Source organism: Pseudomonas sp. FW507-12TSA, from assembly GCF_058781435.1.
Map to the genome: position 1 here is coordinate 1 of NZ_JBYSWT010000042.1, position 12,149 is coordinate 12,149.

13 protein-coding genes are annotated in these 12,149 nt (G+C 62.7%); 9 read left to right on the top strand and 4 right to left on the bottom strand.

What is annotated here, in order from left to right:
• Positions 1 to 92: 92 nt before the first annotated feature.
• The 4 genes from AC3WK8_RS29055 to AC3WK8_RS29070 all read left to right on the top strand — a co-directional run bounded on the left by AC3WK8_RS29055 (position 93) and on the right by AC3WK8_RS29070 (position 3,771).
• The gene (locus AC3WK8_RS29055) at positions 93 to 560 is read left to right on the top strand and encodes a ferritin-like domain-containing protein (protein ID WP_022640429.1); all 468 of its coding nucleotides are present in this window, start codon (positions 93 to 95) and stop codon (positions 558 to 560) included.
• A gap of 155 nt (positions 561 to 715) precedes the next feature.
• Positions 716 to 2,704: an FUSC family protein gene (locus tag AC3WK8_RS29060; RefSeq protein WP_085597341.1), complete on the top strand. Its 1,989-nt coding sequence runs from the start codon at positions 716 to 718 to the stop codon at positions 2,702 to 2,704.
• Complete coding sequence (locus AC3WK8_RS29065) at positions 2,691 to 2,897, top strand: DUF1656 domain-containing protein (RefSeq protein WP_022640427.1); 207 nt, start codon at positions 2,691 to 2,693, stop codon at positions 2,895 to 2,897. Before AC3WK8_RS29060 ends, AC3WK8_RS29065 begins: the two co-directional genes overlap by 14 nt.
• A gap of 10 nt (positions 2,898 to 2,907) precedes the next feature.
• Positions 2,908 to 3,771, top strand: a complete 864-nt coding sequence (locus tag AC3WK8_RS29070) for an efflux RND transporter periplasmic adaptor subunit (protein ID WP_103326493.1) — start codon at positions 2,908 to 2,910, stop codon at positions 3,769 to 3,771.
• A 23-nt stretch (positions 3,772 to 3,794) separates the two neighbouring features.
• On the opposite strand, the gene AC3WK8_RS29075 is transcribed toward AC3WK8_RS29070, so the two are convergent.
• Positions 3,795 to 4,265 carry a MaoC family dehydratase gene (locus AC3WK8_RS29075; protein ID WP_103326492.1) on the bottom strand — a complete coding sequence of 157 codons (471 nt, stop codon included), beginning with the start codon at positions 4,263 to 4,265 and terminating at the stop codon, positions 3,795 to 3,797.
• 44 nt (positions 4,266 to 4,309) lie between these two features.
• Positions 4,310 to 5,254, bottom strand: coding sequence for an alpha/beta hydrolase (locus AC3WK8_RS29080; RefSeq protein ID WP_085597338.1), 945 nt, complete (start codon positions 5,252 to 5,254; stop codon positions 4,310 to 4,312).
• A gap of 214 nt (positions 5,255 to 5,468) precedes the next feature.
• On the opposite strand from AC3WK8_RS29080, the gene fadD2 reads away from it, so the two are divergent.
• Both fadD2 and fadD1 read left to right on the top strand, forming a co-directional pair.
• A complete protein-coding gene (fadD2, locus tag AC3WK8_RS29085) occupies positions 5,469 to 7,157 on the top strand; it encodes a long-chain-fatty-acid--CoA ligase FadD2 (protein ID WP_085597337.1) in 1,689 nt (562 codons plus the stop codon).
• Positions 7,158 to 7,500: 343 nt separating this feature from the next.
• On the top strand, positions 7,501 to 9,192 hold the full coding sequence (gene fadD1 / locus AC3WK8_RS29090) for a long-chain-fatty-acid--CoA ligase FadD1 (protein ID WP_103326491.1): 1,692 nt from the start codon (positions 7,501 to 7,503) through the stop codon (positions 9,190 to 9,192).
• Between the two features lie 55 nt (positions 9,193 to 9,247).
• Here fadD1 and AC3WK8_RS29095 read toward each other — a convergent pair whose 3' ends face one another.
• Positions 9,248 to 9,625 (bottom strand): hypothetical protein, encoded by a 378-nt coding sequence (locus AC3WK8_RS29095; protein WP_053137205.1) that lies wholly within the window; start codon positions 9,623 to 9,625, stop codon positions 9,248 to 9,250.
• A gap of 211 nt (positions 9,626 to 9,836) precedes the next feature.
• On the opposite strand from AC3WK8_RS29095, the gene AC3WK8_RS29100 reads away from it, so the two are divergent.
• From AC3WK8_RS29100 to def, 3 genes are all read left to right on the top strand, one after another.
• Positions 9,837 to 10,028, top strand: a complete 192-nt coding sequence (locus tag AC3WK8_RS29100) for a CsbD family protein (protein ID WP_085597335.1) — start codon at positions 9,837 to 9,839, stop codon at positions 10,026 to 10,028.
• A gap of 177 nt (positions 10,029 to 10,205) precedes the next feature.
• On the top strand, positions 10,206 to 11,150 hold the full coding sequence (locus AC3WK8_RS29105; protein WP_103326490.1) for a YihY/virulence factor BrkB family protein: 945 nt from the start codon (positions 10,206 to 10,208) through the stop codon (positions 11,148 to 11,150).
• A gap of 2 nt (positions 11,151 to 11,152) precedes the next feature.
• Entirely contained in the window at positions 11,153 to 11,692 is a 540-nt protein-coding gene (gene def / locus AC3WK8_RS29110; RefSeq protein ID WP_022640418.1) for a peptide deformylase, read from the top strand.
• Between the two features lie 9 nt (positions 11,693 to 11,701).
• Here the strand turns inward: def and AC3WK8_RS29115 are convergent, their stop codons facing one another.
• Entirely contained in the window at positions 11,702 to 12,109 is a 408-nt protein-coding gene (locus AC3WK8_RS29115) for a GNAT family N-acetyltransferase (RefSeq protein WP_053137203.1), read from the bottom strand.
• Between the last annotated feature and the right edge of the window lie 40 nt (positions 12,110 to 12,149).

The window sequence follows — 12,149 nt, forward strand, 5'->3', positions numbered from 1 at the left end:
ATTTGAAAGTCTGGCATGGGCTCTGCAACGGTAAACGGCAGGAAGGTCGGCCATGGTCGATCCCATTCTCGTAACCTGCAAGGAACCTGAAAATGACTGACTTGAACAAAGAAGCGATTTCGGTACTCAACAGCCTGATCGAGACCAGCAAGGATGGCCAGGAGGGCTTCAAGACCTGTGCCGAGGACATCAAGCATCCGGAGCTCAAGGCCCTGTTCATCAAGCGTTCCACCGACTGCGCCGCCGCTGCGGCCGAGTTGCAGTCCGTGGTGCGTTCCATGGGTGGCGATCCGGAGACCTCCACCAGCGTCAGCGGCGACTTGCACCGGCGTTGGGTCGATCTCAAGTCCATGGTGACCGGCAAGGACGAGGAAGCCGTGCTCAACGAGGCCGAGCGGGGTGAAGACCATGCCCTGAAAGCCTACAAGGAAGCCCTGGAGAAAATCTCCAAGCACAACCTGGTGGGCATTCGTGATGTGGTGGAGCGTCAGTACCACGGTGCGCAACGCAACCATGACCAGGTCAAGGCCCTGCGGAACCAGGCTCGCGCCCGTTCTTAAGGTTAAAACCTGTCAAAAACGCCAGCCAGTCTGGCGTTTTTTTGTGCCTTGGATTTAGCGCTGGACGGGTTTTAGTTAGCTTGCTAATAATTGGCTCGCGCCCGTCCTGGGCGTTCCCGGCTATGTTTAATTCGTACCTCCAAGAGTCCTTGTCCGTGCCCATTACCTTGCAGGCCCTGCTTGCCCCAAGCCTCCCCGCGCTGCAGTTCGCGATCAAGACCCTGCTGGGTGGCGGGCTGGCGCTGTGGCTGGCGCTGCGCTGGGGCCTGGAGCAGCCCTCCTGGGCCCTGATGACCGCGTTCATCGTCGCCCAGCCGCTGTCGGGCATGGTCTTGCAGAAGGGCCTGGCGCGGCTGTTGGGAACCTTGGTCGGCACCATCATGTCGGTGCTGTTCATGGGCCTGTTCGCCCAGACTCCCTGGTTGTTCCTGCTGGCCCTGGCGCTGTGGCTGGGGCTGTGCACCGCCAGTTCTACCTTGTTGCGCAGCGCCTGGTCCTATTCCTTCGTGCTGGCCGGCTACACCGTGGCAATCATCGCCTTGCCGGCCATCAACCATCCGTTGAGCATCTTCGACCAGGCGGTGGCGCGCTGTACGGAAATCTCCCTGGGGATCATCTGTGCCACCGCCAGCAGCGCCCTGATCTGGCCGCTGCGGGTCGAGCGCCAGTTGGCGGAGCAGGCCCGTGCCGCCTGGCAGAGTGGGATGCAGGCCGCCCGCTCGACCCTGGCCGGTGATGCCCTGGCACGCAAGGGCTTGCTGGAGATCCTGGGGCGTATCGTCGCCGTGGATTCCCAGCGCGAGCACGCCTGGTTCGAAGGGCCTTCGGGGCGCCTGCGGGCCCGGGCCATCAGCGGCCTGAGCCAGAAGCTGTTGAAGCTGTTGCGTATCTCGCGTTCGGTACGGCGCCAGTGGAAGCAGCTGGATGCCGATGAGTCCCGGCAGTTGCAGCCGTGGATGGATCAGTTGCAGCAGGCCCTGGCCACGGCGGACAAGGCCGATTTGCAGGCGCTGCGTCCGCGCCTGCTGGATGCCTCCCATGATCCACACCTGAGCCCGGCCCAGGGTTTTTGCCTGGCGCGTTTCGCCCTGTTGCTCGACACCGCCCTGGCCGCGAACCAGGCCCTGGATGCGGTGCAGCAGGGGCGGGGAACGGTGGAGCAACCGGCGAAGCTGACGCCCCACCGGGACCTGTCGTTGGCCCTGGTCTTCGGCGCTCGCAGTGCCCTGGCCTTCCTCACGGTGGCGAGTTTCTGGCTAGCCACCGCCTGGCCTGCAGCCTCCGGGGCAATGCTGCTGACCTGTGTGGTTTGCGGCTTGTTCGCCAGTCGCGAGAACGGCGCGCAGATCGGCATGAGCTTCATGCGCGGAATCTTCCTGGCGGTACCTGCGGCCTTTTTCGTCGGGCAGATCCTGTTGCCCCAGTGGAGTGGTTTCCCGATGTTGGCCATGGCCATGGGCGTGCCGCTGTTCTTTGGCGCCCTGGGCATGGCCAAGCCGCAGATCGGCGCCACCGCCACTTCGTTCTGCCTGCATTTCATCGTGCTGATCTCGCCGATGAACCGCATGACCTTCGACGTGGCCAGCTTCATCAATAACGCCCAGGCCATGGTGCTGGGGGTGGGGGCGGCAGTGCTGGCCTTTCATCTGTTGATCTTGCGAAATCCCGCCTGGCATGGCCGGCGCCTGCTGGCGGCGACCCTGGCTGACCTGGGGCGCCTGACCCGGCGCAACCTGCGGGGGGCCGAAAGCTGGTTTGGCGGGCGCATGGCCGACCGCCTGTTGCAGTTGGCCCGGCACTACCCGGAGTTGCCCGAGCCGGCCCGCAGTCGCTGGGACGATGGCCTGCTGGGCCTGGATATCGGCGATGAACTGATGCACTTGCGCCTGAGCCTGGCGGTGGCCCAAGTGCCGGCGAGCGTCGCCCAGCACAGGTATTTTGAAGACCTGCAGCGAACCCTGGAGCAAGGTCCGGCAGGCAGCCGCCAGGACGCCCTGGTGGAGCCCAGCGCCGCCTTGCTCGCAGCCCTGGAGCAGCAGCCACCCAGCGATGCACTGAAGCTGGCCAAGGGCGCGGTGCTGCAATTGCAAAACAGCTGGCGCAGTTGGTGCCGGCAGCAGGAGGAAAATCATGGGGCTGCGTGAGTGGTCGCTGGGCGGGGTGCTGCTCAGTCCGTTCCTGACCTACGTGGTGCTGGCGCTGGCGCTCACCGGTGCGCTGCGCCTGTTACTGCGGGTCTGCGGGCTGGGGCGCTGGATCTGGCACGAAGCGTTGTTCGATTGTGCGTTGTATGTCTGTGTGCTGGCGGCGGTGACGTTCGCCCTCGGACCTTTATAAGGAGTTGTCCATGCGTACACCGGTACGTGTCCTGTTTACCCTGTGCCTGGTGGCGTTGGCGGCCTTCGCCGGTTACCACCTGTGGCAGTACTACATGCTCACCCCCTGGACCCGCGACGCGCGAATCCGCGCCGACGTGGTGATCGTCGCCCCCGATGTTTCCGGCTGGGTGCGCGAGCTCAAGGTGGCGGACAACCAGCAGGTCAAGGCCGGCGAGCTGTTGTTGAGCATCGATCGCGATCGTTTCGAGGCGGCCCTGGAAAAGGCCCAGGCCGTGGTACAGACCCGCCAGCAGCAGCTCAGCCTGCGCGAGCACGAGGCCAGTCGGCGTGCGGCCCTGGGGCCCCAGGCCATCAGTGCCGAGCTGCGGGAAAATGCCCAGATCAACGCCGGGATTGCCCGCGGCGAACTGCGCCAGGCCCAGGCCGAGGCCAAGGTCGCTGAACTGAACCTGGCCCGCAGCCAGGTTCGCGCGCCACGGGATGGGCACATCACCAACCTGCGCCTGGCCGAAGGCAACTACGTCAACGCCGGGCAGTCGGTGATGGCCTTGGTGGATGACTCGACCTTTTATGTCCAGGCCTATTTCGAGGAAACCAAGCTGCCGCGGATCAAGGTCGGGGATCCGGTCAAGGTCTGGTTGATGAGTGCAGGCGATGCCTTGCAGGGCCATGTACAGAGCATCAGCCGGGGCATCACCGACCGCAATGCCACGCCCGATGGGCAGTTGCTGGCCGAGGTGGAGCCGACCTTCAACTGGGTGCGCCTGGCCCAGCGGATTCCGGTGCGGATCCAGCTCGACAAGGTGCCGCAAGGCATCAACCTGAGCGCCGGCATGACCGCCAGCGTCCAGGTCGAAGAGGGGAGCAAGTAGCGGGGCCGGCTATCGGCCCGGGGTCAGCCGATGGTGATGGCTGGCAGGGTTGGCAGGGTCACGGTCTGTTGCTTGCGCGGCGCGAGGATCTCGGCTTCGCCGTCGACCACCAGCTCATCGTTCTGGTTGAACACCCGGGTGGCGATGCGCACGCGGAACTTGGGCAGTTTTTCCAGGATCTCCAGGCGCACGGTCAGGGTGTCGCCGATCTTCACAGGCTTCTGGAAGCTCATCTGCTGACCGAGGTAGATGGTGCCCGGGCCGGGCAGCTCGCAAGCCACTGCCGCACTGATCAACGCGCCACTGAACATGCCGTGGGCGATGCGCTCCTTGAACATGGTGGCGGCGGCGAACTCGGGGTCCAGGTGCACCGGGTTGTGGTCGCCGGACATGGCGGCGAACAGCTGGATATCACGCTCCTCGACGGTCTTGCTGTACTGGGCGGTCTGGCCGACTTCCAGGGCGTCGTATGGGGTGTTGGTAACCTGGGTCATGTTGTGCAAATCCTCTGGCAGATAAATGAGCGTACTGGCCCGGCTTACTCCGATCGCGGCGGCCTGCGGTGTTGCAGTGCCTGTTCCAGCCAGGCCAGTACGTCCTGGGTCACTTGGTCACGATTGCTCTCGTTGAACAGTTCATGGCGCGCCTGCGGGTAGATATTCAGTTGCAGGCACTGGCTCCCGGCCTCGCGCAAGGCGCCGGCCAGATCCTTGAGACGCTTGCCATCGCTCACCGGATCACATTCGCCGCCCATGACCAGCAGCGGCAGGCCCGGATCGATCTGTGCCAGGTTGGGGATCTTGCTGATCTGCTGCAGTCCGCCGAGCAGGTCGATCCACAGCTGGTTGGTGCAGCGATAGCCGCATAGAGGGTCGCTGACGTACTTGTCGACTTCCGCCGGGTCCCGGCTGAGCCAGTCGAAGGCCGTGCGGCTGGGCTTGAAGGCTTTGTTGAACGAGCCGAAGGACAGCCATTCGATCAGGGCGCTGCGGCCCTGGCGGCCCTGGCGCCAGCGCTCGAAACGGGCGATGAGGCTGGCGGCGCGGTACAGGGCCACCGGCTGGAAATTCGAACCGCTGAGGATCGCCCCATGCAGGCTGGCGCTGTGGTGCTGCAGGTAGGCCTGGGCGATGTAGCTGCCCATGCTGTGCCCCAGCAACACGATGGGCGTGCCGGGGTACTGCTGGCCGATATGCTGGTTGAGGCTGGCCAGGTCGCCCACCACCTTGCTCCAGCCGCCGTGATCCGCGTAGTGGCCAAGCACTCCATGCTCGGCGGTACGCCCATGGCCACGCTGGTCCGGGGCGCAGACACCGTAACCCGCGTCGCACAGGGCCTGGGCCAGGCGGGCATAGCGACCACTGTGCTCGGCCATGCCATGGGACAGCAGGACAATCGCCTTGGGCGGGCTGGCGGGCATCCACTGGTTGACGAACAGCCGGTGGTGGTCACTCGTGGTCAACCAGAACATGTCGTGGGTCATGGCGATTCCTTTGCTCGAAGACGCTGCACTATATAGCCCATCGTTGCCGGCGCGTCCGATTCGGGCGCCTGTTGGAAGCAAGATTCACACAATTAATGACACACTTGCCCATATTTGCCTGAATCGCCATAGCTGCTAACGTCCGAAGAGCCCCGCCCTGGCAGCGTTGCAGAGGCGGCCAGGATCGTTCAGGCAAAATAAGAGGACAAGAATAATGCAACCTGATTTCTGGAATGATAAGCGCCCCGCCGGCGTCCCCAACGACATCGACCAGGGGGCCTACAAGTCGGTGATCGAGGTGTTTGAGCGTTCCTGCAAGAAATTTGCCGACCGCCCGGCCTTCAGCAACATGGGGGTGACCCTGACCTACGCCGAGCTGGAGCGCTATAGCGCGGCGTTCGCCGCCTACCTGCAGAGCCAGACCGACCTGGCCCCCGGGGATCGCATCGCGGTGCAGATGCCCAACGTCCTGCAATACCCGATCGCCGTGTTCGGTGCCCTGCGCGCCGGCCTGGTGGTGGTCAATACCAACCCGCTGTACACCGCGCGCGAGATGCGCCATCAGTTCAAGGACTCCGGGGCCCGGGCCCTGGTGTACCTGAACATGTTCGGGCAGAAGGTCCAGGAAGTGCTGGGCGACACCGATCTGCAGTACTTGATCGAGGCCCGCATGGGCGACCTGATGCCCACCGCCAAGGGCTGGCTGGTCAACATGGTGGTGGACAAGGTCAAGAAGATGGTGCCGGCCTACCACCTGCCCCAGGCCATCTCCTTCAAGAGCGCCCTGCGCCTGGGGCGTGGCCAGGGCATCAAGCCGCTGGCGATAGGGCTCGACGATATCGCCGTGCTGCAATATACCGGCGGCACCACCGGCCTGGCCAAGGGCGCGATGCTGACCCACGGCAACCTGGTGGCCAACATGCAGCAAGCCCGTGCCTGTCTTGGCCAGCACGGCCCCGATGGCAACACCCAGTGGCGTGAGGGCCAGGAGGTGATGGTGGCGCCGCTGCCGCTGTACCACATCTATGCCTTCACCGCGAACTGCATGTGCATGATGGTCACCGGCAACCACAACGTGCTGATCACCAACCCGCGGGATATCGGTGGCTTCATCAAGGAGTTGAAGAACTGGCGGTTCTCGGCATTCCTGGGCCTCAACACGCTGTTCGTGGCGCTGATGGACCACCCGGAATTCAAGAACCTGGATTTCTCCAACCTCAAGCTGACCAACTCCGGCGGCACGGCGCTGGTCAAGGCCACGGCCGAGCGCTGGCAGACACTCACCGGTTGCCGCATCACCGAAGGCTATGGCTTGACCGAGACGTCGCCGGTGGCCTGCACCAACCCTTATGGCGACAGTTCACGGCTGGGCACCGTCGGCCTGCCGGTACCGGGCACCCTGGTCAAGGTCATCGATGACCAGGGCGTCGAGTTGCCGCTGGGTGAGCGTGGCGAGTTGTGCATCAAGGGACCGCAGATCATGAAGGGCTACTGGCAGAAGCCCGAGGCCACGGCCGAGGTGCTGGATGCCGAGGGCTGGTTCCGCTCCGGGGATATCGCGGTGATCGATCCGGACGGTTTCGTGCGTATCGTCGACCGCAAGAAGGACATGATCATCGTCTCGGGTTTCAACGTGTACCCGAACGAAATCGAAGATGTGGTCATGGCCCACCCGAAGGTGGCCAACTGCGCGGTGATCGGAGTGCCGGACGAACGCTCCGGCGAGGCCGTGAAGCTATTCGTCGTGCCCCGGGAAACAGGGGTCAGCCTCGAAGAGCTCAAGGCCTACTGCAAGGAGAATTTCACCGGCTACAAGGTGCCCAAGCACATCGTCCTGCGCGAGTCGCTGCCGATGACCCCGGTGGGCAAGATCCTGCGCCGCGAGCTGCGTGATACCGCCTGAAACCCGTCCGTTCGTCCTTGGGCGGGCAAGCCGGTTGGTGCAACGGCTTGCCCGCGCGGCTTTTGGTCGGGCGCAAAGCCGCGGGCCAGAGCGGAATCGGCGATTGTAGAATTTTTACTCTAAAAATGACCATTGATTAGTCTTGAGTCATATTTGTGACTAATCAGGCCTTCTTTGGCCCTAGGCGGCCTTTTCCAAAGCTGCTACTCTCGGCGCGCTTTGTGACTTCTCGGCCTAGTAAAAAGCCAGACTCACCACAAAAAAGACACCAATAAAAACACACACCCAATAAAAATCGCATCGAATGCGGTGATGAATTCGCGTTGCTGAGGAGTGGGCTTCCATGATCGAAGACTTTTGGAAGGATAAGTACCCAGCTGGGATTGCTGCCGATATCAATCCAGACGAGTATCCGAATATTCAGGCGGTATTGAAGCAGTCCTGCCAACGTTTCGCTGACAAACCGGCCTTTAGCAACCTCGGCAAGACAATCACCTACGGTGAGCTGTACGAGCTGTCCGGGGCTTTTGCCGCGTACCTGCAACAGCATACCGATTTGCAGCCTGGCGATCGAATCGCCTTGCAACTGCCCAACCTGCTGCAGTACCCGATCGCGGTATTCGGTGCGATCCGCGCCGGTCTGGTGGTGGTCAACACCAACCCGCTGTACACCGCGCGGGAAATGGAACACCAGTTCAACGACTCCGGGGCCAAGGCCCTGGTCTGCCTGGCCAACATGGCCCACCTGGCAGAGAGCGTGGTGCCCAAGACCGGGGTCAAGCACGTGATCATCACCGAGGTGGCCGACCTGCTGCCGCCGCTCAAGCGCCTGGTGATCAACAGCGTCGTCAAGTACGTGAAGAAGATGGTGCCGGCCTACCACCTGCCACAGGCCATCAAGTTCAATGACGTGCTGCGCAAGGGGCAGGGCCAGCCGGTTCGCGAGGCCAACCCGGCCAGTTCCGACGTAGCGGTACTGCAGTACACCGGTGGTACCACCGGCGTGGCCAAGGGCGCGATGCTGACCCACCGCAACCTGGTGGCCAACATGCTGCAATGCAAGGCCCTGATGGGCTCGAACCTCAACGAAGGTTGCGAAATCCTCATCACGCCGCTGCCGCTGTACCACATCTATGCGTTCACCTTCCATTGCATGGCCATCATGCTGATGGGCAACCACAACATCCTGATCACCAACCCGCGCGACCTGCCGGCGATGGTCAAGGAACTGTCGAAGTGGAAGTTCAGCGGCTTCGTCGGCCTCAACACCCTGTTCGTCGCCCTGTGCAACAGCGAGGCGTTCCGCAAGCTGGACTTCTCCGCGCTGAAGGTCACCCTGTCCGGCGGCATGGCCCTGCAATTGGCCGCGGCCGAGCGCTGGAAGTCGGTGACCAACTGCCCGATCTGCGAAGGCTACGGGATGACCGAAACCAGCCCGGTGGCCACGGTCAACCCGATCCAGAACATCCAGATCGGCACCATCGGCATCCCGGTGCCGTCGACCCTGTGCCGCGTGGTCAACGATGCTGGCGAGGAACTGCCCCTGGGTGAAGTCGGCGAGCTGTGCGTGAAGGGCCCGCAAGTGATGAAGGGCTACTGGCAGCGCCAGGACGCCACCGACGAAGTCCTCAACAGCGAAGGCTGGCTGAAGACCGGTGACATCGCCCTGATCCAGCCCGACGGCTACATCCGTATCGTCGATCGCAAGAAGGACATGATCCTGGTCTCGGGTTTCAACGTGTATCCCAACGAACTGGAAGATGTGCTGGCCTCGTTGCCGGGCGTCCTGCAGTGTGCGGCGATCGGCGTGCCGGACGAGAAGTCCGGCGAGACCATCAAGATCTTCATCGTCGCCAAGCCGGGGGTAACCCTGACCAAGGAGCAGGTGATGACCCACATGCGCGCCAACGTCACCGGCTACAAGGTGCCCAAGGCCGTGGAGTTCCGCGATGCCCTGCCGACCACCAACGTCGGCAAGATCCTGCGCCGCGAGCTGCGTGACGAAGAACTGAAGAAGCTCGGCGTGAAGAAGTAAGCCGTAGCGCCCATGAAACAGCCCCGCCAGTGCGGGGCTTTTTCATGCCGGCCAATTACTGCTGGAATTGGGCGAAACCCACGCCGGTGCCGGCTGGGCGTACATCCTTGAGGAAGGAGTCCTTGTCGGCGCTCAGCTCCAGGCTCAGGGCCGCCTTGCGCTTGCCTTCGTTGCGCACTTCCAGGCCTTCGCGTTTCTTGCGCAGGAAGCTGGTCGGCACCTTCAGGTGGATCAACTGGTCGGTGCTCGGGGTGTACAGCAGCAGGTGCAGCCATTCTTGCTGGCCCACCGCCAGGCGGGCGAGCAGGATGTCGAACCACCAGATATTGCGGTTGCGGTTGAGTTCCGCGAACTGGCAATTGTCGACGTCCAGCACCGCGCGGCCCAGTTCCTGGTTTCTACGGGCGATGGCCTGCTTTTTATCGAATTTCATAAGCTTCCTACGCAAATGGGATCTTCAGGGCTTGGCCTGAACGGCCGCGCATTCTCCAGGGTTGCCCGGCAAACATAAAGCGCAACTGCGGATCGGTAATCGAAGGCTGGAGCAAAATAATTGAAACTCTGCGCAACGGCCGCAGGTCAATCCAGGGTAGCAACGCATTTCCCTTTTTGTTCGAACCACCTTCGTCTCACGGAGAAATACCATGGGTAGCACAGCGGATAAGGCAAAAGGTCTGGTCAACGAAGCCGTCGGCAACGTCAAGCAAGGCGTTGGCAAGGCGACTGACAACACTAAGTTGCAGGCCGAGGGCAAGATCCAGGAAAAGAAAGGCGAAGCCCAGCAGGCCCTTGGCAAGGCCAAGGACGCGGTGAAGAAGACAGTCGACAAGGCCTGACACGGCATGCTCGAGAGCAGTCCCGGCGGCCATCCTCGGATGGCCGTTTTCATGTCCGCGATAGCCGTGATCCGGCATCCACCGTGGTTGTGGTTCGCCAACTAGGCTAATTTGTTGTAGAAAAACGCCCCCTGAGTCGCCAGCGACTTCAATCTTTTTGCGGCGAAAGGAGACGCTATGATTTTTCCGGACCTCAAAGGCCTGCCCTTGCACCGGGTGCTGATCCGCACGGTCAACGAGTTCATCGCGGACGAGATGTCCACCTATGCCTCGGCCCTGGCCTACCAGATGCTGTTCTCGCTGTTTCCCTTCATCCTCTTCCTCATCGCCCTGATCGGTTTCCTGCACCTGCCGGACTTCTTTTCCTGGCTGCGCTTGCAGGCCGAGCTGGTGCTGCCCCGCGAAGCCCTGGAGCAGGTGAACCCGGTGATCGACCAATTGCAGCAGTCCAAGGGCGGCCTGTTGTCGGTGGGTATCGTCATCGCCCTGTGGACCGCCTCGGCGGGTGTGCGGCTGATGATGAGCGCGATGAATGCCGCCTACGACGTGGTGGAGGGGCGGCCGATCTGGAAGCGCTTCCCGCTGTCGATCTTCTACACCGTCGGTATCGCCGGCATGCTCCTGGCGGCTGCGGCGCTGATGGTCCTGGGGCCGCAGGTGATGGCCTGGCTGGCAGGGCAGGTGGGCCTGGAGGATTTCATCGTCACCTTGTGGACCATCCTGCGCTGGCCGGTGATCGTGCTGCTGATGATGGTGGCGGTGGCCTTGATGTACTACGTGATGCCCGATGTGAAGCAGAAATTCCGCTTCATCACCCCAGGTTCGGTGCTGGCGGTGGTGGTGTGGATCATCGCGTCCCTGGGGTTCGCCTACTATGTGAAGACCTTCGCTAACTACAACGCGATGTATGGCAGTATCGGCGCGATCATCGTCCTGCTCCTGTACTTCTACATATCTTCGGCGGTGTTGTTGCTGGGAGCGGAAATGAATGCGGTGATCGAACACATGTCGGTCGAAGGCAAGGACCCTGGTGCAAAGGACTTTGACGAGCCCGGCGGCAAACAACACATTTCGGGACTGGGCCGCGATCACTCGCTCCAGCCGAGCACTGACGAAGCCTGAACATGATCCGTGAAATCCTCAAGATGGGCGATGAGCGCCTGCTGCGCATCGCTCCCCCGGTACCGCCCGAGATGTTCGACAGCCCGCAACTCTGGGAGCTGATCGACGATATGTTCCAGACCATGGAAAGCGTCGGTGGCGTGGGTTTGGCGGCGCCGCAGATCGGCGTCGACCTGCAGCTGGTGATCTTCGGTTTCGAGCACAGCGAGCGCTACCCGGACGCCGAGGCGGTGCCGCAGACCATCCTCATCAACCCTTTGATCACCCCCCTGAACCCGGAACTGGAAGAGGGCTGGGAGGGCTGTCTCTCGGTACCTGGCATGCGTGGCGTGGTCCAGCGGCATCGGCATATCCGCTACGAAGGCTTCGATCCCAAGGGCGAGCCCATCGTCCGCGTGGCCTCGGGTTTCCATGCCCGGGTGGTGCAGCATGAATGCGACCACTTGATCGGCCGCCTGTACCCATCGCGTATCAGCGATTTTCGCAAGTTCGGGTTCACCGAGGTGCTGTTTCCCGACCTCGATCCCCAGGCCGACGACTGACTGCGGGGTTCAACCCCGGGCCATGGCCAGCAGCGGTTTGCTGCGCTGGTAGCGCAGCAGCCGTTCGGCCAGGGGTTGCGGCAGTTGGAGAGCGGCGACAAATCCCAGGCGTTGGTACCAGGGGACAAGGTCCGGGTGGCAGAACAGCCAGACCGGGCCTTCGAGCGAACCTAGCGCGCCTTCCAGCAAACGCCCGGCCAAACCCTGGCCGCGTTGGGGCGGGGCAACGAACAACCCCGTCAACCAATGTCCCTGGGCCACCGGGCTCAGGCTCATTCCCGCCAGAATCTCGCCATCGCGCAACACCCACAGCTGGCCATCGGCCGAAGCGCGCATGGATGATCGATGCTGGCGATAGAACTTGTTCAGCAAGGGCCGCGAGGCCTCGGCAAGCTGGCTGATGCGGTAGCTGGGCATAGGCACGGCGGGTGGTGGAGGAGCGCGGATTATAAGGAAA

Coding starts and splice junctions, on each gene's coding strand:
- AC3WK8_RS29055 (WP_022640429.1), top strand. CDS start 93: ATGACTGACTTGAACAAAGAAGCGATTTCGGTACTCAACAGCCTGATC.
- AC3WK8_RS29065 (WP_022640427.1), top strand. CDS start 2,691: ATGGGGCTGCGTGAGTGGTCGCTGGGCGGGGTGCTGCTCAGTCCGTTC.
- AC3WK8_RS29070 (WP_103326493.1), top strand. CDS start 2,908: ATGCGTACACCGGTACGTGTCCTGTTTACCCTGTGCCTGGTGGCGTTG.
- AC3WK8_RS29075 (WP_103326492.1), bottom strand. CDS start 4,265: ATGACCCAGGTTACCAACACCCCATACGACGCCCTGGAAGTCGGCCAG.
- AC3WK8_RS29080 (WP_085597338.1), bottom strand. CDS start 5,254: ATGACCCACGACATGTTCTGGTTGACCACGAGTGACCACCACCGGCTG.
- fadD2 (WP_085597337.1), top strand. CDS start 5,469: ATGCAACCTGATTTCTGGAATGATAAGCGCCCCGCCGGCGTCCCCAAC.
- fadD1 (WP_103326491.1), top strand. CDS start 7,501: ATGATCGAAGACTTTTGGAAGGATAAGTACCCAGCTGGGATTGCTGCC.
- AC3WK8_RS29095 (WP_053137205.1), bottom strand. CDS start 9,625: ATGAAATTCGATAAAAAGCAGGCCATCGCCCGTAGAAACCAGGAACTG.
- AC3WK8_RS29100 (WP_085597335.1), top strand. CDS start 9,837: ATGGGTAGCACAGCGGATAAGGCAAAAGGTCTGGTCAACGAAGCCGTC.
- AC3WK8_RS29105 (WP_103326490.1), top strand. CDS start 10,206: ATGATTTTTCCGGACCTCAAAGGCCTGCCCTTGCACCGGGTGCTGATC.
- def (WP_022640418.1), top strand. CDS start 11,153: ATGATCCGTGAAATCCTCAAGATGGGCGATGAGCGCCTGCTGCGCATC.
- AC3WK8_RS29115 (WP_053137203.1), bottom strand. CDS start 12,109: ATGCCCAGCTACCGCATCAGCCAGCTTGCCGAGGCCTCGCGGCCCTTG.